The following is a 22,166-nucleotide window of genomic DNA, read 5'->3' as shown; positions in this document are numbered from 1 at the left end:
CTTGATTGGTAATTATAAACAATTAAGCAGGAGATACTTAAAGGGAAATAAGAAACGAACAATTTTAACTTTGATAGGAATCGTACTCTCTGTATCGTTAATTTCTACAATCGGCCTATTTATGAACGGTACTCAGATTTCTCAAATCGAGAATACGAAAAAGAGGCAAGGGTATTCTTTTCATGCCGTTGTATTAAATTACGATGAATCGATATTGAAAAAAATTAAATATAACCCGCAAATTGAATCATTTGGTTTAATGTCACAGGGAGAAACAGTCCAAGTTGGAGAGGCTGCTGTACAAATGAATTTTGCTGATGATAACGCCTTGGAATTTTTAAAATACAGTATTATTAAGGGCAGATTGCCATCTAATGATCAAGAAGTTGCTGTTGATCCCTGGGTATTACCTTATATAAAAGAAAATATTCAAATAGGTGATTCATTCGAATTAAATGAAAAAAAATACAAATTGGTTGGTTTTCTAAGTGATAGTACATATACACAGGAAAATAAGGTGGGACGGTTACTAACCTATAAGAGTAAGTTTAGCGCTGGTGAAGGAAAAATATTAGTTGGAATTAGCTCAAAAGCAAACTTTAATGAGGTTTTAGAGGGATTCAAGACCATTTCCGGAGAAAATAATATTAATATAAGTAATGAATTAATTCAATTAGAGAAACCAGGTTACAATAATTCGATTATGGCTACGCTAATTATTACAATCAGCATTGTTGTGATAGCGACAATTGTTGTGATTTACAACGCTTTTCAAATCAGTGTCGTAGAACGAACGAGGCAGTTTGGCTTGTTGAGAAGCATTGGTGCAACACGAAAGCAAATTAGACAAATCGTTCTGAGAGAAGCTACTTTTCTGGCTGTTATCGCTATACCAATTGGAATTATATGTAGCCTAATAGCACTTGCCTCTCTGCAGTTCACTTTTTCACTTTTAATGGAAAATAGTAAAGCGGTCTCGATATTTCATGTTGATTGGAATATTTTACTAATCAGTTCGATTATTACCTTGCTTTCTGTAATAGCGTCAAGTTTGTACCCAGCTTATTTTGCAGGGAAAATCTCCCCTTTGTTGGCAATTAGTAGCAGGTTGTCAATTAAAAAGGAACAAATCAAAAAACAAAAGAATTCCATGGTGAAAAAACCTTTATCTATTCCTTTGAGCATGGCTATGAAAAATGTTAAGCGAAATAAAAATCGCTATACCATTACAATCTTATCAATTATTATAAGTAGTGTGTTATTTATTACTTTCTCGTATTTAATGAGTGTTGCATTTGCATCTAAATCTTTTGATAAGTTATCTGTTAAATCGGATATTACAATTAAGATAGTGGATAATAATCCAGATCATTTAGCTGAAAGTGAACAAGTTTTGCATCAATTGAAATCACTTGAAAATATATCTAAAGTATACGAAAAAAAGGAGAATAGCTTTGAAACTAAATTAAAGGATGTAACTCAATCTTCCGCGACAGTAAAGGAAATAGAAAACACGATTGGAAAAAGCTATTCCATTACAATCGTAAATAATTATCAAGAAAATAAAACAAAAAAAGAAGAAAAACTTACTTTACAAGTGCTTGCATATGGTTTCATTACAGTCATTTCTTTAATTAGTAGCGTTAATATCCTCAATACTATAACTATAAGTATCATGACTAGACGAAAAGAATTGGCCGCTTTGAAATCCATTGGTATGTCACAAAAGGATTTGAAAAAAATGATTACCTATGAAGCTTTGATTTACGGTTTTTCGGGAAGTTTACAAGGAATCTTTTTTGGCTGTATATTGTCTTATATTATATATTTAGCTATATCTGATATGTTGAAAATGACATGGACGATTCCCTATGAGGCTTGTATCATTACGTTTGTTTCAGCTTTAATAATTAGTTATTTATCAGTCTTAAATCCATTGAAAAAAATTCAACAAGATAATATTATTGATAATATCAGAGAACAATAATATTATAAGCCTGGCTAGATTATAGCCAGGCTATTGTAATTGGACTATAAGCTAGGGGAAAAAAGGAGAGGGCATACTTGAATAAAAAAATATTACTAGTTGAAGATGATGAAGCTCTTGGCATAGCCATCGAATTTTCATTGAGAAATGAAGGTTATGAGGTGATTAGAGCATCCAGTGTAAAAGAAGCTAAACACCAGTTTGTTCACAATACATTTGATTTGTCCATCCTTGATATCGGCCTACCAGATGGTAATGGTTATGACTTATGTTTGTATTTTAAAAAGAAAAACGAGAATTCGATTATTATTTTCTTAACTGCACTAGATGAAGAAGCAAATGTGGTAATGGGGCTGGATATAGGCGGTGATGATTATATAACCAAACCTTTTCGGGTTAGGGAACTCATGGCCAGAGTGAAAGTACAATTGCGTAAACAAGCGTCGCTAGAAACGCCATCTCAAATTTTAAGATCTGAGAATATAAGAATCGATACGAACCTAGTCAAGGTTTATAAAAATTGTGAAAGTATTACATTGACGAATTTAGAATACAAGCTGCTATTGAATTTCATGAAGAATTCTCACAAAGCATTAAAAAGAGATGAACTCCTACAACAAATAACAGAAGGAGAAAATGTTTTTTTTGATGAAAACACGTTATCTGTATACATAAAGCGTTTAAGAGCTAAAGTTGAAGACAATCCTCAAAAACCACAGTTTATCGTTACCGAAAGAGGATATGGTTATCGTTGGAGCAAGGACGTGATTGGGTGAGCAAGATAATGAAAAATACCGAGTTAAAAAGCTATATGACGATACTAGCCGTCCTTTTATCTATATTTGTGATTTACCAATTTATTATTCAACAATTATTTTATGATCATTTGAAAAGAGACTCTATTGCAACATGGGGGGAAATTACAGCTAGGTTGGTAGAGCAGAATCCAGAAAATGAAGCGGAAATTATGAAAGTCTTATCAAGTCATTCGTCTCACTCAAGTAAATATCAGGAAAAAGGGACAGAGATCCTAAAGCAATATGGATTATATGAAGACTTGGATTCAAAATTTTTTCCTCACTTAAATAATCTAATTATTAATCACAATCAATTTATGATGTGGGGATTGATTGCTTTTGGATTTTTACTTTTTGTTGCAAACTACATGCAACAAAAAATTATTTTCAATAAGATTAGCCAGCTTACTAGAGCTGCAAAAAAGATAATCGAGGGAGATTACTCGGTTGTCATCAATGAAAATAAAGAGGGGGATTTCGCGAAACTGGCGATTTCATTTCGTTCAATGAGGGATATCATTAGAAAAAATATGCATGATTTGCTTGAAGAGAAACGGTTTTTAGGAGAAATGTTGCAGGATATATCTCATCAGTTAAAAACGCCGCTTTCAACTATTTCTATCTATAATGAAATGTTGTTAAATGAGAAACTATCCCGAGAGCAACAAGCTCAATTACTACAAAATAATGATATTCAGATTTCTAGAATGAATGTCTTAATTCAGAATTTGTTAAAAGTAGCAAAAATTGATGCAAAAGCGATTTCGTTTGATAAAGAGCCAGGGAATTTAGTAGATACGACTGAGGAAGTACTAAATCGCTTGCAAAGCATGATAAGTGATAAAAATATTTTGATTGATTGGAATGCCCCAAGAGAAATAGTCGTTATTCATGACAAATTATGGATGCAGGAAGCTTTGTTAAACCTGTTGAAGAATGCAATCGAACATTCTAAACCCGGTGGTAAAATAATGATTCAGGCCAAAAATTCTCCAATCTATACAGAACTAGTAATCCAAGACTTTGGAGAGGGAATTTCAGCTGAAGAATTACCTCATATTTTTGAACGATTCTATAAATCAAGTAGTTCTAAAAAGCACGGATCGACCGGAATTGGATTGGCACTTGTCAAAGCTATTATAGAGGCACATCACGCCTTAATTACAGTTGAAAGTGAAAAAAATGCTTATACAAAATTTACAATTATTTTTATGAAATTTTAATAACAGTGTGGTATATATTTTAATCTTTTTAATATAAAGGGGTTTTTTTATGTTTAATAGATTGAAGTGTTTTCTTTTATCTGAGAAAGAAATAGTTGATACTGTGAAAAAATACAAGGAGGAAAAAATACACGTTTCCATAATAAAAGATTTTTTAGGGGATTTAATCTTAATAAGAACTTTTACATTTTTAATGTTTGTTCCAGTATCAACTTTTATTTTTTCAGTTATAATTTATGGAGCTGTTTTCTTTTTATCAGGCATTAAGATTACTGTTTGGGGCATCACTATAATGTTATTAGTTCCAATAACATTACTTTTCTATATGAATATAACTAATACATCAATTATTATTACTGATTTAGTGAGAAAATTTTTATTAACCATAAAATATCTAAATCCATTTTACTCAATCATAAATAAACCTTGGCTCTTTATTTTTGAATTATTAATTGGTTTTTTATATGTATTTCTGCTATCTTTATTTTCTATTTGGATAGTATTACATTCATTAGAAATAGATTTTTCTGAATTTAGTTCGGAGGACAATCGAAGTTTTCAATTTTCAATTATTATTTTACATACAGCAATTTATTTGTTTATAAGAGTTCATGGCCAGTATTGTAAGACAACTAAGCAAAAAATTAAAAAGCTGAAAATGAAGTTTTATTTATGGTTTTGTTCTATGATTGCAAGTATTGTATATATATTTGAATCACTCTTTAATTATATGAATGGAATCCAAGCAATTTATTTTATTTTTGTTTTAATGATTGCTTTAGAAAGAACAGTGACACATTATAAGAAATTTATAGATTTTTTAGAATGTGAAAATTTGTATGAAAAATATTTTTAGAGAGAAAAGTCTTTTGAAATATAAAAAGTTATACCTACTAAATACTGGACGAGTAAAAAAACGCTATTCTTTTTCTAGAATCATAGGAAAAGATAGCGTTTTTGTTTAATATACTCAAAAACAAAAATCTTTTGGTAAAGTACCATTTTTAATAACTGTTCTTAACCCATGTTTTATAATCCAAGGATTAATAGGATGCTGTTTATCACGTAATTGCTGTAACCACTGAAAAACGAGTTCTTTATCTTCTTTCGTAATATCGTTAATATGATTGGCTACAGATTTTTGAACATATTTAGAAGGGTCATTCATTAATGGTTCAAGAAGTTGTAAATTGTACTTAAAATCACCTTTTAGAGCTCCTATTTTTTTAGCCCAAGGAAGCCTTGGTCTTGTACCTTCAGAAACTAATCTCCTAATGTGGCTGTTTTCATCATGAATCCACTGTTGTAATATGTTTAGTGTATCTTCATGGTATGTTTCAAGAAAGGGCCGAATGGCATATTCAGCAGTATTCCTTTTCGTTATTTCATACATTGCATTAAACGAGATTTTAAAATCGTTAAGCCCATATTTTTCAACGTATTTTGCAACAGGCATGTACATATATCCATTTGTAAATGTGCCTACTTCTGTTGTATTTTCTGGTCCTAATGTTTTCAGTAATATATGTATTGCGGCATTAAAATCTTTTTGTAAAGCATTGTGTAATTCATCTGCAATTACTTCAATACGCTGTTTTAACTCTAAATTTTCAACTTTACAAGCTACAGAATCTACAAAGATGCTTTTAGAGAAACAAGGATCGTGTTTACAAATAGAATCAGCTATTTTTTCTGCTAATTCTTCATTAAATAAAAATTTTAACGGAATATATTTACCCATTTTTTCACCTCGGTGGTCAAATGAAAACAATTTTTATTTTTTAATCGACAATCCATAAACCAAAGTCTCACTCGGAGTCGTAATACTAAAACCTGTCGTCTTATAATCAAGTTTCACCGTATCACCAGTGTAGTCTTTCGTGAATGAATCCATTTGTACGATAAGCTCTGCATCTTCATATACAACATCATCTGCGTTATATGTATCCCAAATTAAATCGACACCAACGAAAATACTACAAGAGTTCGTCATTGTTCCTCTAATGCGAACGATCTTTTTATCTTCAAGTTCTAATCTATGTATAGCTGCTTTCGCTTCATCAGTAATGCGAATGTTCATTGTATCCCAACCTTTATTTATATTTCCTTTATTATTGCAAAAACAGGAGCAATAGGGAAGTAAAGAGGTTTGCAACAAAAAACGAGCAAACAAATTTGTTTGCTCGTTTCACTTTATTTTAGTTCACATTTATCAAGTGGAATCACTTTTGTTTTTTTCGTAAATTTATAACCTAACCATAGTACTAAGAAGAGTGGTAAACCGATGTAAGAAACGAGTACACCGTTCCAATCAATTGCTTCACCCATAAATGCGCCGTAGTTTTGTCCTAAAATTACGATGATACAAAGTGTAAATGCGAAGATTGGACCGAATGGGAACCATTTTGCTCTATATGGTAAGTCATTTAAATCTTTTCCTTGTGCGATATATGCTTTACGGAAACGGTAATGACTAATTGCAATTCCAACCCATGCGATAAAACCAGACATTCCGGATGCGTTTAATAACCAAATGTATACAACACCATCACCGAATAAAGAAGCAATGAAAGCAATACTCCCAACAATTGACGTTACGATTAACGCGTTAACAGGTACACCGCGGCTATCTAATTTACCAAGAAACTTTGGTGCTTTTCCTTGGCGAGCTAAATCCCAAAGCATACGAGTTGATGCATACATACCAGAGTTACCAGCAGATAGTACAGCAGTTAAAATAACAGCGTTCATAACAGAAGCAGCAAAGGCAACGCCCGCTTTTTCAAAAATAAGTGTAAACGGACTTACTGTAACATCACTTGCAGCAAGGCTTTCAGTTGTATAAGGAATTAATAAACCGATAACGAGAATCGCAAGGATATAGAATAAAAGAATACGCCAAAAGATTGAACGAATTGCTTTTGGGATATTACGTTCTGGATCAGACGTTTCACCAGCAGCTACTCCTAATAGTTCAGTTCCTTGGAATGAGAAACCAGCTGCCATAAACACACCGATAATTGCCATGATACCGCCGTTAAATGGTGCATCTGCAACAGTGAAGTTTTTAAATCCAACCGTTTCACCGCCCATAATTCCAAAAATCATCATGAAACCAACAATTAAAAAGATAATAATCGTAACTACTTTAATAAGTGCGAACCAATATTCAGATTCACCAAACCCTTTAACAGATAAATAGTTTAAAAGGAAAATAATAGCTAAACATAATCCGCTCCAAATAAGAGAAGGGGTATCTGGGAACCAAAATTTCATAATTAATGTTACGGCTGCAAGTTCAGCAGCAATCGTAATTGCCCAGTTATACCAATAGTTCCATCCAAGTGCAAAGCCAAGTGATGGATCAACAAATTTTGTTGCATACGTGCTAAAAGATCCAGTAACAGGCATGTAAGCTGCAAGTTCAGCTAAGCTTGTCATTAAAAAATAAACCATAATTCCAATTGCGGCGTATGCAATTAATGCGCCACCAGGTCCAGCTGTATGGATGACACCACCGCTGGCAAGAAATAGTCCGGTACCAATTGTACCACCGAGAGAAATCATCGTAAGGTGACGAGATTTTAATCCGCGTTTTAATTCACCTTGTCCTTGTGTAGTTTGCGTTTTAGAGGTAGATTGATTTGTTGCGCTATTCATGTTCAACACTCCTTTTCTTGTAGGTTAGGAAGGAGCGGGGGAGAAAAATACAAAAAACCGCCAAAGGAATTTGGCGGAACGTTTCACAAATAACCACCCCATCATACCCTTCCGTTAAGATAGCACCCCACGTTTACACGGTAATTTTGTAAACGTGACAGTTCTGTTCCTTTCGGAGACAGCCCCAGCTCATATTTCCAGAGAAGAAATATAAACTTCGGCAACTTTTCCTTTCAAACGGAGTCAGCTGACATTCTCTGTGTCTCGTCCGTTTTACTATTAAAAGTCGCAACCTCTACCTCATCGGATTGATGAGGATTTATATATTGCTAAGATTTTTAATATATGGCAATTGTAATGACTTTCTGAATATATTGCAAGATATTTTGTTAGGAAAAGTCAAAAAATATCGGTTATTGTATAGGAAACGCTTGCAAAACTCCACCCGAACCTACTATTATGTAGCAATAAGCAAAGAAAAAATTGTTATACAAATGTTTCGCAAAAAATATTGAAAAATCCTCTAAATTAAAAGAAAATTCAGAAAAATATAATTCGACATAACTATCAAAAGAGGATTATTGCTTAAATTCGTTTCAAAGAATAAGTGTAAATTTAACGAATAGGATGAATATTCTTTTTATTTTTAGTAAAATTGGGGTATTGTTTAATTGAAAAGGGGAAATCAATATGAAATTAGAAACAGAAAGGCTCTATATAGTGCCGTGTACAGAAGAGAGAATTCAAATTGCTAACGAGCAAGGATACAATAGCGGTCCGCATATTGTAGGGCATGTAAAGAATGTAAAACAAGATGCAGCTATATTACCATGGGGCGCGTGGTATGTTCTTCGGAAAGAAGATGATAGCGTTATAGGTGATATTGGGTTTAAAGGGAAACCAAACGAGAATCAAACAGTGGAAATTGGCTATGGATTTATTGAGAAATATTGGAATAAGGGCTATGCAACAGAAGCTGTAAGAGAACTAATCGATTGGGCTTTCAAAACAGGAGAGGTAGAAACAATAATTGCAGAGACACTTCTAGATAATTATAGTTCGATTCGTGTTTTAGAAAAGTTACATATGAAGAGAGTAAATGCTACAGAAACGATGATTAATTGGAAAATAGAAAAATAAAAAATACCGCTCTAAATTGGGCGGTATTTCTTATAGTTATGGTAGCATTTGCTTCTGATCATTTGGATACTCAGCCGTTGATGCGTTAGGACGATTGGAATGATTTCGAACAGCAATGAAAATAGAAATAATAACAACAAGACCAACTGCAACGTAAGAAAGTGAAATAATAGTTGGATCCACTTTAAATGTAGTAAGCAGTGTACGTATATTCGTAAAGATAATAAGACCGCCAACTAATACCCCAAGTAAATGTGCTGGAACGATACGAACTAACCATGCAGCAATTGGAGCTGCGACAATACCGCCAAGCATTAAGGCAAATACCCAAACCCAGCTTACTTGTTCCCAGCCAAGTGAGATGAAGAAGCCAATTGTTGCAGCGAGTGAAACAGGAAATTCACTCGTATCTACAGATCCAATAACTTTTCTAGCTTCATTTCCTCTTGCTAGAAGAACAGGCGTCGTAATCGGCCCCCAACCACCGCCACCAGTTGAATCAACGAATCCAGCGAATAAACCAAGCGGCACAAGTTGTTTTGCAGACATACGCTTATTTGAAGTGACAATTTGTTTTTGAATGATGAATCGTAATAAAATATAAACCCCTAAAGTAAATAAAAATACGGAAATGTACGGTTTGATTACATCGCCAGGCAAATTACTTAAAAAACATGCCCCAACAAATGCGCCGATTGCCCCAGGTAATGTAAGTCTAGAAACGGTATATTTATCAACGTTTCCAAATTTGATATGAGATGCGCCAGAAGCTGCAGTTGTAACCACTTCAGCTAAATGAACGGACGCGGAAGCTACAGCCGGTGCAATACCAAACATTAATAATAGTGAAGTAGACGTTACCCCATACGCCATTCCAAGTGCTCCATCGATCAATTGAGCGAAAAATCCGATAATAGCAAAGACAATTAATTTCTGCATAAATAATCCCCCTGTAATAATAAATGAAAAAGACACTTTTCCCGTATGAGAAAAGTGCCTTTGGTTTTTCCAATCAGCAATAATTAAATTTGTTTCATTATAATACATATTAATCGTATAAATCAACTAGGTTTTAAAGTTTTTGAATTGAATGAAAGAAAAATAAAATATACAATAAAAGGATGAAGAGAAAGGGGAGAAAGACATGTTACGATTTGATCATCTCGTTCATGCAGTTCATGGTACACCGGAGGAAGCGGCAAAACAAATGCAGGAACTTGGATTTCATACCGCACTAGGCGGAGAACATACGAATTGGGGTACTTGGAATAGTTTAAGTTATTTTGATTTATCATATATAGAATTTTTAGCAGTTCAACATGAAGAAAAAGCGAAAGAAGCAGAAAATCCATTAGTACAAGAAACAGTGATGAAACTACAAAATGGAGAAGGAATGCTACAAATCGCAATCCGAACAGATGCAATTGAGGAGCTAGTAGTTAACTTTAAGAAGCACGGCTTACATACGATAGGGCCATTTGAAGGGAAACGCATGAGAAAAGATGGCCGGCTTTTAGAATGGAAAATGTTATTTGTTAAGCAAGAAGAGAACGGACTGAAATTACCTTTCTTTATACAGTGGAATGAAACGGACGAAGAAAGAAGAAATGATTTACGTAACATTGGAACGATTACGGAACATAAAAACAAAGTACAACAAATTGAAACGATCCATTATGCAGTGAAAAACGTTCGAGAAACGGTGCGGAAATGGAAAGAAGTAATGGGACTATCTACAAGCTCAGTTGTGAAAAATGAAAAATGGAATGCTGAGTGTCAAAGTGTAGTGTTTGGAGATATTCATGTACAGTTTTGTGAACCGATTGAAGAAGGGCTAGTGCTAGAACATTTGAATAAGAATGGCGAAAATCCATTTGCAGTAGAGTTTACAGGTGGAAATAAACGAGAGCATGAAGTGCTAGGTAGTTTGTACATATATTAATAGAGGTGAATGTTGTGGAAGAAATCCTTAGAGAGATAGAGAGAAAACTAGAATGGCCTCGTATTGCAAAGTGTACAGCTATTTCAAAAGGTTTTTCACATGAAGAGAAGTATAAAATTGAATTAAAGAATCAAGAAACTTATTTTGTAAAAGTATGTGATGCTGTTCATTTTGAATGTAAACAAGAAGAATATACGTATATGAAACAATTAGAGTCATTACATATTCCAACGCCCAAGTTAATTCATTTCATAATACTTGAGAAATTAAATAAATGTGTTCAAGTATTTGAATGGACCCGAGGTATAAATGGTGAAGAAGGTTTAACGAAGCTATCGGTGGAAGAACAGTATAATGCAGGAAGAAAAGCAGGGGAGGTATTAAAGAGGATTCACTCAATTGAAAAAGAAAGTGCAAGTAATAAATGGGAAACATCTAGATGGAATAAATACGAAAGATACATAGAGGCACTAACAGATTACGAGGTGAATTTTCTGGATTTGAAGCCAGTATTAACCTTTGTAGACAAACATAAAGATTTATTGAAAAATCGTCCAATAAGATTTTTACATGATGACTTCCATCCAGCAAATAGTATGATTCATAATAAGGAGTTTATCGTAATCGATTTTGGAGGGTATGATTTTGGTGACCCAATACATGATTTCTATAATGTAGCGATTTTTACTACAAGAATAAGTAAACCATTTGCGGTTGGACAAGTTCACGGTTATTGCGGAGGCGAACCTAATCTACATTTTTGGAAACTGTACTCATTATATGCAGCAATGATATTCCCGGCTGATATCGTATGGACAAACCGAAGCACACCACATTTAGTAGATGATATGAAGGAAAGGTTAAATAGAATTTTAGAAGATCATAATGATTTTTCATCCTATATTCCAAAATGGTATCAATCAAGTGAATTTAATAAATAAAGGAGTAATTTATATGGATAAAATAGCAGTAATTTCAGATATTCACGGTAATATTCAAGCATTAGAATCCGTGTTGAATGATATTAAATTAAGAGGAATCGAGCGCATTATTTGTCTTGGAGATTTAGTAGGAAAAGGACCTCATTCCAGTGAAGCAATTGAAATCATTCGTAAAGAATGTGAAGTAGTCGTAATGGGAAACTGGGATGATTTTATTACAAAGCCAACTGAATTTGAAGCATTAAAATGGCATCAAAAACAATTATCAGAAGAACAAAACGACTATTTAAGAAGTTTACCATTTTCAATCGAATTTTTTATGAGCGGCAAACTCATTCGTATGTTCCACGCCTCACCGAGAAGTTTATATGAAAGAATTCAACCACACGCTTCAAGAGAAGAACGTATTAGTATGTTCGAAAATAGTGATCTGACGGAAAATATAGAAGGGGAAAGAAAACCAGATGTCGTTTGTTACGGTGATGTTCACCAAGCGTTCGTTCAAAATTTCAGAGGGAAAACGTTATGTAACGCCGGTAGCGTAGGAAACCCACTTGAAATAACACAAGCTTCCTATTTAATATTTGAAGGAACTTACAATGAAAAAGAAGCAGCGAGCTTTTCTATTCAACTTGTACGAGTACCGTATGATATTGAATTAGCTATCAGACTAGCAGAAGAACTCGAAATGCCAGAGATTGCAGAATACAAACAAGAGTTACGGACTGCACTGTATCGAGGATTTAAGGGGAAGTAAGCTAATAATATATCAACGATTTTTCAAATATATCTATCATAACTTAAAATATATCAACGATTTTTTCGATATATCAACGATTCGACAAAGGATATCGATTTACCGACAAATAATGATATGAAATGTTACCTGTAATTATGTTATGTAAACTGATTGTAGGAGGAAATATCATGAACCGAATACAACGCATGAAAGAAATTGTAGATCATATTTTAAAATTAAACTTAACTCATCCAACAAGAGTTGGAGTAAGTGGTATTACAGCATCAGGAAAAACAACATTTACAAACGAACTAGCGGAAGAAATAAAAAAACGAGGGTTACCAGTAACACGCGCTAGCATCGACGATTTTCATAATTCAAGAGTGATTCGCTATGCACAAGGTAAAGAATCTGCAAGAGGGTATTATGAAGATGCACACGATTATACAGCTTTCAAAGAAAGATTATTAATGCCTTTAGGACCTAACGGGAATTTACAGTATGAAACGATTTCTCATAACTTAATAACGGATATGCCTGTACATAATGAGCCGCTATTGGCCACACAAAATATGATATTAATAGTAGATGGAACGTTTCTATTGAAAAAAGACGTTGCACATTTATTTGATTACAAAATCTTTGTAGATACAGATTTTGAGATTGCGAGAAAACGTGGTGCTAAGCGGGAAACTGAAGCTTTTGGAGGTTATGAAGAAGCAGAGAAGATGTTTTTAAACAGATATCATGCGGCCTGTAAGATGTATATAGATGAGCATAATCCGATAGAGTGTGCGGATGTTGTATTTCAGAATAGTGATTTAGAAAATCCAGAAGTTATATTTCATGAAAGAGCGTAATACATAATCAGAAATATATGTATAGCCTTTTATTTATTGTTATAATTAAATTAATTTTATGAAGCAAATAAAAGGGGATAAGACAATAAAAAACGCAAAAAGGGGACAGGAAATTTAATGAATGAAGTACTAGAATTAAAAGAAGAACTACTACAAATTAAAAATAATAATTATGCTGTACCAGAAGATGTGGATGCATATCCATATGCGCAGTGGATGTTAGATTATATCGGATCACCTGATGCTGAATTACGTGATGATTTAATTTATAGTACGCTTCACACATGGATTACAAATGATGTATTTAGACAAAAAGAGTTACGAGGATTAATGTTACAAGCGATTAGTCCTGATTATTTATTTTATAAAATTAGTGAAAAGGGAACAGACTCTGTATTTAAACGTGCGTTCTCCGTATTAATTCCGCCACTTATTTTATCTGTTCATGAAAGAGAACCGTTGTTATCGGAAGAACAATTGTACAGTGTAGCAGAACAAGTGCTGGAATATGTATATTTAGAAGAAGATGTAAGGGGTTACGTAGAAGGGAAAGGATGGGCACATTCTACAGCACACGCAGCGGATGCGCTCGATGCGTTAGCACGTACAATACAAAATCGTGAGTTTTCATATGCAATATTAGCTGCTGTTCGTCAGAAGGTTCGTTTAAATGACTACGTGTACATACACTTTGAGGATGAGAGATTAGTAAAGCCAATTATGTCATTACGCGATCAAAATCTATTAACTGGAGAAGAGTGGAGCAATTGGCTACATAGTATAGCAACTGTTGAAGATATCCGACATCCGCAGCATGCTATTTTAGTACAAAATATTAGAACTTTCCTAAGAAGTTTTTATTTCAGAGTTTTAGAGACAGAAGGAAGTACAGCCTTTACAGATGATGTATTGGAGACTTTGAAAGGGTTGCGTAGGTATTAAAAATACGTTTTTCTAAGAGAAAAGTACATAAAACCACTACATCCCAACCATACTAATAAAATGTGTTGGAGGTGAGTTTTATGGATAAAAAAGACTTTGAAAAAGTTTATAATGATTACTTACATCAAGGAGATGAACGAGCTCAATTTGAAATAGGCCATGAAGTCAATTCAGGAGCAGAACAAATTGTTGCCGTTCGTAAAAATGATGAAGGTGATTTAATTGCTTTTAAAACAAGCAGCGGGAGAGAGTTAGATTATATGACTGCTCTTAATGAAGCAAAATCAGGGAAGTTAGCTCATGTGGACGTATTTCATAAGTATGGTAGAGATATTATACGTAGTGAACCGGATGGTATAAAGGAAAATAACTTAGATAATTTACCTTCATTTTAAAAGGGTAAACCTCAAGAAGAGAATGTTCATTTGGATATTCTCTTCTTTTCTTTCTCTACAAATAGAAGGTTTATTTCTGAAGTGCAATCATACTTTTAAAGAGCACTCTAAATTTCTCTTTATCTTCTGCTGTAAATGGTTTCGGTCCCTTTGTACGTTTACCACTTTTTCGAACCATTGCACTTAAATATCGTGTTTGTAACAATTGTTCAATGTTATCATTCGTATACTTGTAACCTTTATGATGAAGAACGATACAGCCTTTTGCTAAAGCGAGCGAAGCAAGACCGTAATCTTGTGTTACGATTAAATCTTCTTTTTTTGCTAACTGCATAATTCGGTAATCTGCAGCATCTGCTCCAGAATCAACATAAATTGTTTCGACACCTTTTGGCTGCTCTGCATTAGAATAATGTGAAAAACTAGTAACGAGGGTAACAGGAATTTCCACATTCGTAGCCTCAAAAATAATCACATCTTTTACAGGACAAGCATCTGCATCAACGTAAATCTTCATTTTATCACTCCTATAAATAGGTTCGAGTTGATAATAATGGTAGATTTAGGTTTTGTCAAACGAGAAAGCTTTATTTAAAGTTATTTTCACATACCAAAATAGCCTCGCGTAAACGAGAAATACCTTCCGCAATTTGATTAATATCCACTTTTCCATAAGATAAACGTATATAACCATCTTTCGCACCGAAAATACTACCTGGCATAAAAGCAATTTCTTGTTTTAAACTTTGCATAATGAGTTGTTTTTCGTTTATAGGTTCTTTTAATTTCCCCCAAATGTATATACCGCCGGTCGGGTTTGAAAAAGAGATTTTATCGTGAAGTTGCTCGTTTAGGGCACGGACGATAACGTCTCTTTTTTCTGCTAATTGTTTTCGTAACGGAACGATATGAGACTGAAATGGTACAGTTTCGAAAAATTGTTGTATAAGCCACTGCGGGAAAATGCTCATTCCTAATTCCATTTGGTGCCGGGCATCGGACAATCGCTCTACGACAGACTGCGGGGCGACAAGCCAGCCGACTCGTAAACCTGGTGCGATCATTTTTGATAAGGAATGTACATAAATGACTGTTCCGTTTTCATCAATCGATTTTAAAGTAGGGCAAGGTTGTTTCTTTTCTAGCGTAAGTAGACTAGACGGATCATCTTCAACAATCGCAATGCGTAAGTCTGCGCAAAGTGATAATAGTTTTTTTCGGCGATTTGGATGAAGCATCGTTCCCGTAGGGTTTTGGAAATTTGGATTTAAAAAAATCATTTTAATGCGGTGCTTTCTGTATAGCTCTTGTACATCGTCTGGATTAATGCCGTGTTCATCGACAGGTAACGGGAAAATACGAATACCTGCTGATTGGAATAGCGGCAGGGAATAACAGTGCGATGGACTTTCAAAAGCGACGGCGTCACCGGGATTTAATAAACATTGCACGATAAGGTGCAGTGCTTGTTGAGCGCCGGATGTAATCATAATGGATTGTTCGGTCGCCTCAACTTTTAAATATTCTTTCATATATTTTACGACCGCTTGTCTTAGCGGGAGATAGCCTTGCGGATGATCGTAACTTAATGAATGTGTTAACGGTTGTTCACGTAAAATCGTTTGTAGTTGATCGTGAGGATAAAGATTACAACCGAGTTCTCCATTAGCGAAATCTATAATATTTTCATTTTGTTGTACTTCTGCCCGAATATGACGAAGTAACGGTAAGTTTGGTAAAAAAGTACCACCTTCTACGAAATTTCTCCAGTTCGGCGTTAATGTTGGAGAAACACCCCACATATGTGTACTTACACGTGTACCTTTACCAGTCGTACTTTCTACAATTCCCATAGCACGAAGTTCATTATAAGCAGTCGTTACTGTACTTCTGTTTACATTTAACTGCGTAGCTAATTTCCGTTCTGAAGGGAGGAAGCTTCCTGGAGGAAGTTCTCCATATGTAATACGTTTTTCAATAAAGTCAACCACTTGCTGATAAATAGGGATTTTACTGTCACTATCTAGCTTCCATTCCATAAAAAAACGCCTCCGTATCTTTTTACTACATCAAGTATAGCAAATTGGCTGGGTAAAAAAACAGCCAATTGGACGGTGTTTTATCCAGCCAATTTTACTATGCTAAATAGGGAAGGGGAGATTCGGATGAAACGATGGCAAATGGAATGGCTCCTAGTATCAGTTGCATTAGTATGGGGAGCAAATTATACAATAGGAAAGTATGGCGTGGCATATATGTCATCCATTCAATTTAATAGTTTACGATTTTTAGTAGCATCACCGGTATTATTACTTATTACATTTATGATGGAACGCTCATTACGTATTGAAAGAAAAGATTGGTTACGATTAGTAGCAGTCGGTATCGTTGGTACGGCGATGTATCAAACGATGTTTATGCTGTCTGTGAAATATACTTCAGCAACGAACGCCTCATTATTAATTGCGATGTCACCTATATTTACAGGGATATTAGCAGTATTACACAAACAAGAACGTTTTTCGATGAAAGTACAAATTGGTTCAATAGTAGCATTTATTGGTGCAGCATTCGTTTTATTAACAGGACATACAGGAGGAGCTACTTACGAATATGCGTGGCTCGGAAACATAATTGGATTAGTCGCAGCGATTGCGTGGGGATGGTATCCAATATTAGCGCAACCTCTTATAACAAAATATTCCGCAATGAGAGTCACATCTTGGTCAACTTTAATTGGAATTGTACCTCTCGTTGTATATTGTTTATTCAACGTAAATACATTAACGTGGCCAGTAGACATGCCAAGCTGGGGGTCTCTAGCATATTCAATCGTCTTCGCGACAATCTTCGGACTTGCAATGTGGTATGTCGGTATTAGTAAAATAGGCTCAACGAAAGTAATGGTTTATATGTATCTTGTACCATTGTTCGCAGTTATCTTCGCGGCAGTAACTATCGGAGAGCAAATCAACATGATGCAACTCGTTGGCGGACTTATAATCTTTATCGGCTTATATGTTGTAAAAAAGGGTGGAATTCAAAAGCCAGCTCTCAATTTGAAAAAAGTAAGTTAACAATAAAAAGGATCTCTTTCATATAGAAGGAGATCCTTTTGGTTTTTGTAATAAAAGCGCTTGTTCAACAGCCCATTTTTGATGATCATGAATGAGAAGCTCTACAGCAAGTAAAGGAGACATCCACCGCAAAACATGATCTTCCTCACAGTTTTCAGTTTGTGTCTGCACCATGTTCGCAATATAAAAGAACCCATCGTTTAAATAATAAGTATCTTCTTTTTCCGCATAAAAATATCGCATTGCATTACCGATATATTGATTAATTTCAATTACCCATCCTAATTCCTCTAGTAGTTCACGATGTAAGCATTCATCTTTTGTTTCGGTACCTTCCATACCGCCACCAGGTAAAAAATAACGGTCTCCTTTTTGGATAATAGCAATGTTTGAAGAAGTTGAGTTAAAAATAATTGCATAACAACTAGGCCGTAATACATATTGCTCAGTAGGCTTTTTATAACCAAAAATAAGTTTAGATATCATAAAACACGTCACCTCTCTATAAAATACACAAAAGGAATAATAAGGTAAAAATAGAATTGTATAAGTATAATCTTACGAGATTGGAGTGATAACAAAATGATAAATCGAAAGTGTTCGCGCTGTAAAGAAATTACAGGTACATTGCACGGGGGTAAAAAAATTAAGGAAGAATTTCTATGTGAAGACTGTTTACAAAAAGGAATTGCGAGCGGAGAAATCGAATTATCACAAGTGGAAGAAAAAGAAACTTCGTATCTTTCTATAAAAATATTAAAAATAATGAGTGTGTTTTATTTAATAGGATCAATTTTAATGGCTTTTTCAACCGGTCCATTTATACATAATATGGGATTTGACGAAATGTCCATTTCAGGCCCAGAATTAGGTTTAATAAGTATTGTTATGCTAGGTTCTTTATTCCAGTCTGTTCTTGTATTTTGCGGGATTTGGGTATTCATTCTATTAGTAGAAACCGTAATTAAAATATATGAAAAAATGAAGTGAGTGAGAGGGAGAAATATATGCGAGTAAGAAACATCCAAGGGGAAGATTATGTAAAGATTCATTCTGTTTTAAATGATTGGTGGGGCGGGAGAGATATGGCTGCTATGCTGCCAAAATTGTTTTTCGTCCACTTTCAAGAAACGAGTTTTATCATTGAAGAAGATGGCGAAACGTTAGGTTTCTTATGTGGATTTTTTTCACAAACATATAAAGATGAAGCATACGTTCATTTTATCGGTGTAAATCCGAAGTATAGAAGAAGAGGAATCGCATCGACATTGTATTCTTATTTCTTTGATGCCGCGCGTGCAAATAATCGTAAAGTTGTAAAAGCAATTACGTCACCAATTAACAAAAAATCGATACAGTTTCATCAAGAAATCGGTTTTCGAATTGATGCCGGGGATGATGAGATAGAGGGTGTATCGGTACATACAAATTATGATGGGAACGGCGGTAGTAGAGTTTTGTTTTTGAAAAATGTGTAAAAGTAGGCTAGTTTAACGTTAGCCTTTTTGTTGTGAGGAGATAAAAGTATGGAGAGTAAACAAAGTAGAAATGAGTACTTACGACGCATTTATAAAGTGCAAGATTATATAGAATCACACATAGATGATCCACTTTCAATTGAAGAGCTAGCGGAAGTAGCAGGATTTTCAAAGTTTCATTTTCATCGGATTTTTAAGGGGATAGTAGACGAGCCATTATCACGGTATGTAAACCGATTGAAATTAGAAAGGGCAACACATTTACTTACATATCGCACAGATATGACGATTACACATATTGCGTATCACTTCGGATTCACAGATTCAGCAGTTTTCTCCCGAACATTTAAAAATTATTACGGAATAAGTCCATCTCAATATCGAAACGACAATAGCAAGAATTGCAAAGACGTAAGCGGAACTTCTCAATACAATGAGTGTAAGAAGGTTCGAGGAAATGTTGAAATTGTATCAGCGGACGATATACACGTCGCATACATAAGGCATATCGGTACATATGAAGAGTTAACGATAGCTTTTCCAAAAATGATAGAGAAATTATTTCATTACGCAGTGGAGGAAAACTATCATGTATTTGAGGATACGAAAGTATTAACCATTTACCACGATCATCATGAATTTACTGAGGACAATCATTTAAGAACTAGTTTATGTATAACAATTCCGAATGAGTCCGCAGTAGAAACGAGCGACATTGGAATAATGATAATACCTTCTGGAAGATATGCGGTAGGTCATTTTGAAATATTCCAAGATGAATATAAAGGAGCATGGGATTTCTTATACGGTGAGTGGCTTCCCAATAGCGGATATAAGCCGAGAGATTCGTATCCTTTCGAAATGTATAAAAATGACCCAAGGCAGCACCCGGAAAATAAACATATAGTTGATATATATGTACCTATCGAACCTTTTTAATCATGGGTTAAAGGGGAATGATTAATGAAAACTGCTGAAAAGTTAGATCTGATTATAAAAGAAGAATACAAAAATATTAATGGTATGTTAGTAGTGCAGAGAGGTAATGTTGTTTTTGAAAATTATTATAATGATCACGGTCCAGATGATGCATTTCATATAGCGTCAGTCACAAAAACGATAATTTCTGCGTTGATTGGACTATGTGTAGATAAAGGGTATATAAAAAGTGTTGATCAAAAAGTAATAGAATTTTTCCCGGAATATAACGTTCATTCACCTGAAATAACAGTACGACATCTGTTGACAATGACAGCTCCACATCCTTTCGTAGACTGGCAGGAACCGTTAGAAGAGCTATGTACGCAACGAGATTGGGTACAGTATACGTTAAATAGGATAGGAGCAGGCGGAGAAGTTGGAATTTTTAAATATTCATCTGCAGGAGCTCATTTATTATCAGCAATCATAATGAGCGTAGCAGAAAAAAATGCACGTGAATTTGCGAATGAATACTTATTTCAACCACTCGGTATGAGAGAAATTCCAAACTATAATATGAAGGCATTTGGATTCGATGACCTATTCGGAAAAAGTGTGAAAGGATGGGTTCACGATCCAAATGGTATTTCAACAGGCGGCTGGGGACTTACGTTAACAGCTAGAGATATGGCTAAGTTTGGACAGTTATATTTGAATGAAGGTATTCATAATGGAAAGCAAATACTATCAAAATCATGGATAAAAGAATCGACAGAAATGAACCAAAATCAATATGGTTACTTATGGTGGTTACGAGAAGAGGATGGAATCTTTTCATACTGTGCAATGGGCGATGGTGGGAATGTAATTGGCTGCGTACCAGAGAAGGAACTGGTGGTGGCGATTGCTTCTGAAGTCATACCGAATGCAGAGGATAGATGGAAGTTAATTAAAGAGTGCATACTTCCTTATTTAAAAGATTAATATGGTTATTTTTATAAAAACAAGAATAAAAGGTTTAGTTAAACTTGTTTTTTTCTTCATGATAGAAAAAAGTGATGTATTAACTAAGTTGAGCACCTAAGATTAGAAAACTTCAACACCTATACGATTATTGAATAGGTGTTGAAGTACTTTATAATTTGTTTAGGTACTTTTAACTTTTCGATGTATTAGATACATAATGCCAAACACAATTACGAGCAAGATAAATTTAATTAATTCCATTAGGCTAATATCCCATTTTGTTTCTACTCCATCTGTTAAATAAAATACATTAAACATACCATGTAAAATTGCAGGTGTTATCACAGAGCGGCTATACTCTCTCGTATATGTCAAAATTATAGATAATATAAATAATAATGAGAGATAGCTTAATATTCCTATAAGCTGAAACTCATAATTTTTATAAAAGATTGATACTGGTAAATGCCATAAAGACCAAAGTGATGCAGTAATGATTGCTGTTTGTTTTAATGAAAAATTTTTTCGTAAATGGTAATGAAAATTTCCACGCCATATGATTTCTTCTAAAAATGCAGAAAAAGCAGCAATTGTAAGACCAATGAGCAAGAGAACTCCCAATTTATTCCAATGATAAAATAAGAAATTTATATTATAAATATAAAAATAAAAATGGAGACATAGTCCTAGAAGTATTGGGGATAAAATGGAGAAAATTAATGTTTTTATTTTTGGACGTGAAATTCCAAATGTATGAACTATTTTTTGTTTCGTATATAATTTCTGATATAAAATAGCAGCTAAAAGCGGAATGACCATCGTAAACCCTAAATAATTACGACCATTTTCTATGTTCAGTAAGATGATATATACAAGCGATGTGAGGCAATACATACATAATGTTGAATGATAAACTATGTTTCTATTCATATTGTTCACCTACTTACATGTATAAGTGATTAATCAAATATCCGATATTTTAATTATATATGAAATGGAAATTACATATGTTGAACTTGTAGAAAAAGTTAGACTAACCCCGTAACTTTTCACAGCAAAAAATCGTTTAACACAAGTAAGGATTTTCAATCACGAATG

Annotated in this window: 24 protein-coding genes and 1 riboswitch; of the genes, 16 read left to right on the top strand and 8 right to left on the bottom strand. The window is 34.1% G+C overall.

Features of this window, described 5'->3' with window-relative positions:
* Nucleotide 1 precedes the first annotated feature (1 nt).
* The 4 genes from OXT04_RS05230 to OXT04_RS05215 all read left to right on the top strand — a co-directional run bounded on the left by OXT04_RS05230 (nt 2) and on the right by OXT04_RS05215 (nt 4,863).
* A complete protein-coding gene (locus tag OXT04_RS05230; RefSeq protein ID WP_097822352.1) occupies nt 2-1,987 on the top strand; it encodes an ABC transporter permease in 1,986 nt (661 codons plus the stop codon).
* Between the two features lie 77 nt (nt 1,988-2,064).
* Entirely contained in the window at nt 2,065-2,763 is a 699-nt protein-coding gene (locus OXT04_RS05225) for a response regulator transcription factor (RefSeq protein WP_001035094.1), read from the top strand.
* A gap of 8 nt (nt 2,764-2,771) precedes the next feature.
* On the top strand, nt 2,772-4,007 hold the full coding sequence (locus OXT04_RS05220) for a HAMP domain-containing sensor histidine kinase (protein ID WP_000798888.1): 1,236 nt from the start codon (nt 2,772-2,774) through the stop codon (nt 4,005-4,007).
* A 49-nt stretch (nt 4,008-4,056) separates the two neighbouring features.
* Nucleotides 4,057-4,863, top strand: a complete 807-nt coding sequence (locus OXT04_RS05215) for a hypothetical protein (protein ID WP_000483294.1) — start codon at nt 4,057-4,059, stop codon at nt 4,861-4,863.
* 114 nt (nt 4,864-4,977) lie between these two features.
* Here OXT04_RS05215 and OXT04_RS05210 read toward each other — a convergent pair whose 3' ends face one another.
* From OXT04_RS05210 to OXT04_RS05200, 3 genes are all read right to left on the bottom strand, one after another.
* The gene (locus OXT04_RS05210) at nt 4,978-5,748 is read right to left on the bottom strand and encodes a DNA alkylation repair protein (protein WP_075717761.1); all 771 of its coding nucleotides are present in this window, start codon (nt 5,746-5,748) and stop codon (nt 4,978-4,980) included.
* Nucleotides 5,749-5,781: 33 nt separating this feature from the next.
* Nucleotides 5,782-6,087 (bottom strand): iron-sulfur cluster biosynthesis family protein, encoded by a 306-nt coding sequence (locus tag OXT04_RS05205; protein WP_267413645.1) that lies wholly within the window; start codon nt 6,085-6,087, stop codon nt 5,782-5,784.
* Nucleotides 6,088-6,200: 113 nt separating this feature from the next.
* Complete coding sequence (locus OXT04_RS05200; protein WP_001083396.1) at nt 6,201-7,667, bottom strand: amino acid permease; 1,467 nt, start codon at nt 7,665-7,667, stop codon at nt 6,201-6,203.
* 112 nt (nt 7,668-7,779) lie between these two features.
* Nucleotides 7,780-7,973: riboswitch (Lysine riboswitch) on the bottom strand.
* A gap of 384 nt (nt 7,974-8,357) precedes the next feature.
* Between OXT04_RS05200 and OXT04_RS05195 the strand changes: the two genes are divergently transcribed.
* Nucleotides 8,358-8,807: a GNAT family N-acetyltransferase gene (locus tag OXT04_RS05195; RefSeq protein WP_025117841.1), complete on the top strand. Its 450-nt coding sequence runs from the start codon at nt 8,358-8,360 to the stop codon at nt 8,805-8,807.
* A gap of 36 nt (nt 8,808-8,843) precedes the next feature.
* Here OXT04_RS05195 and OXT04_RS05190 read toward each other — a convergent pair whose 3' ends face one another.
* On the bottom strand, nt 8,844-9,746 hold the full coding sequence (locus tag OXT04_RS05190; protein WP_001170743.1) for a sulfite exporter TauE/SafE family protein: 903 nt from the start codon (nt 9,744-9,746) through the stop codon (nt 8,844-8,846).
* Between the two features lie 205 nt (nt 9,747-9,951).
* On the opposite strand from OXT04_RS05190, the gene OXT04_RS05185 reads away from it, so the two are divergent.
* The 6 genes from OXT04_RS05185 (at nt 9,952) to OXT04_RS05160 (ending at nt 14,626) form a co-directional block, all read left to right on the top strand.
* The gene (locus OXT04_RS05185; protein WP_071714171.1) at nt 9,952-10,749 is read left to right on the top strand and encodes a VOC family protein; all 798 of its coding nucleotides are present in this window, start codon (nt 9,952-9,954) and stop codon (nt 10,747-10,749) included.
* A 14-nt stretch (nt 10,750-10,763) separates the two neighbouring features.
* Nucleotides 10,764-11,690, top strand: a complete 927-nt coding sequence (locus tag OXT04_RS05180) for an aminoglycoside phosphotransferase family protein (protein WP_075717765.1) — start codon at nt 10,764-10,766, stop codon at nt 11,688-11,690.
* A 13-nt stretch (nt 11,691-11,703) separates the two neighbouring features.
* A complete protein-coding gene (locus OXT04_RS05175) occupies nt 11,704-12,447 on the top strand; it encodes a metallophosphoesterase family protein (protein ID WP_000357655.1) in 744 nt (247 codons plus the stop codon).
* Nucleotides 12,448-12,617: 170 nt separating this feature from the next.
* The gene (locus tag OXT04_RS05170; RefSeq protein WP_001079969.1) at nt 12,618-13,289 is read left to right on the top strand and encodes a nucleoside/nucleotide kinase family protein; all 672 of its coding nucleotides are present in this window, start codon (nt 12,618-12,620) and stop codon (nt 13,287-13,289) included.
* 117 nt (nt 13,290-13,406) lie between these two features.
* The gene (locus OXT04_RS05165; RefSeq protein WP_001006690.1) at nt 13,407-14,231 is read left to right on the top strand and encodes a DUF2785 domain-containing protein; all 825 of its coding nucleotides are present in this window, start codon (nt 13,407-13,409) and stop codon (nt 14,229-14,231) included.
* An 80-nt stretch (nt 14,232-14,311) separates the two neighbouring features.
* On the top strand, nt 14,312-14,626 hold the full coding sequence (locus tag OXT04_RS05160; protein WP_016081097.1) for a DUF3892 domain-containing protein: 315 nt from the start codon (nt 14,312-14,314) through the stop codon (nt 14,624-14,626).
* Nucleotides 14,627-14,696: 70 nt separating this feature from the next.
* On the opposite strand, the gene OXT04_RS05155 is transcribed toward OXT04_RS05160, so the two are convergent.
* Entirely contained in the window at nt 14,697-15,143 is a 447-nt protein-coding gene (locus OXT04_RS05155) for a YaiI/YqxD family protein (RefSeq protein ID WP_000708773.1), read from the bottom strand.
* A 70-nt stretch (nt 15,144-15,213) separates the two neighbouring features.
* The gene (pdxR, locus tag OXT04_RS05150; RefSeq protein ID WP_000454932.1) at nt 15,214-16,665 is read right to left on the bottom strand and encodes a MocR-like pyridoxine biosynthesis transcription factor PdxR; all 1,452 of its coding nucleotides are present in this window, start codon (nt 16,663-16,665) and stop codon (nt 15,214-15,216) included.
* A 126-nt stretch (nt 16,666-16,791) separates the two neighbouring features.
* Here pdxR and OXT04_RS05145 point away from each other — a divergent pair, with 126 nt between their 5' ends.
* A complete protein-coding gene (locus OXT04_RS05145; protein ID WP_000832981.1) occupies nt 16,792-17,703 on the top strand; it encodes a DMT family transporter in 912 nt (303 codons plus the stop codon).
* An 18-nt stretch (nt 17,704-17,721) separates the two neighbouring features.
* Here OXT04_RS05145 and OXT04_RS05140 read toward each other — a convergent pair whose 3' ends face one another.
* Nucleotides 17,722-18,189, bottom strand: coding sequence for an NUDIX hydrolase (locus OXT04_RS05140; RefSeq protein WP_000623967.1), 468 nt, complete (start codon nt 18,187-18,189; stop codon nt 17,722-17,724).
* Nucleotides 18,190-18,285: 96 nt separating this feature from the next.
* On the opposite strand from OXT04_RS05140, the gene OXT04_RS05135 reads away from it, so the two are divergent.
* Genes OXT04_RS05135 through OXT04_RS05120 form a run of 4 tightly spaced genes read left to right on the top strand, consistent with a single transcriptional unit; the run spans nt 18,286 to nt 21,086 of the window.
* Nucleotides 18,286-18,693: a DUF3980 domain-containing protein gene (locus OXT04_RS05135; protein WP_000610486.1), complete on the top strand. Its 408-nt coding sequence runs from the start codon at nt 18,286-18,288 to the stop codon at nt 18,691-18,693.
* A 17-nt stretch (nt 18,694-18,710) separates the two neighbouring features.
* Nucleotides 18,711-19,181: a GNAT family N-acetyltransferase gene (locus OXT04_RS05130; protein WP_001266053.1), complete on the top strand. Its 471-nt coding sequence runs from the start codon at nt 18,711-18,713 to the stop codon at nt 19,179-19,181.
* 48 nt (nt 19,182-19,229) lie between these two features.
* On the top strand, nt 19,230-20,120 hold the full coding sequence (locus tag OXT04_RS05125; protein ID WP_000444273.1) for an AraC family transcriptional regulator: 891 nt from the start codon (nt 19,230-19,232) through the stop codon (nt 20,118-20,120).
* 24 nt (nt 20,121-20,144) lie between these two features.
* Entirely contained in the window at nt 20,145-21,086 is a 942-nt protein-coding gene (locus OXT04_RS05120) for a serine hydrolase domain-containing protein (protein ID WP_000844644.1), read from the top strand.
* 162 nt (nt 21,087-21,248) lie between these two features.
* Here the strand turns inward: OXT04_RS05120 and OXT04_RS05115 are convergent, their stop codons facing one another.
* Nucleotides 21,249-21,887, bottom strand: coding sequence for a CPBP family intramembrane glutamic endopeptidase (locus OXT04_RS05115; RefSeq protein ID WP_276591239.1), 639 nt, complete (start codon nt 21,885-21,887; stop codon nt 21,249-21,251).
* Between the last annotated feature and the right edge of the window lie 279 nt (nt 21,888-22,166).

The sequence above is a fragment of the Bacillus sp. GC_Bacil_1 genome, from assembly GCF_026540675.1.
GTDB classification, from domain to species: Bacteria; Bacillota; Bacilli; order Bacillales; family Bacillaceae_G; genus Bacillus_A; species Bacillus_A cereus.
Note: the sequence above shows the minus strand (reverse complement) of the source record. Positions and strands in the feature narration are given on the sequence as shown.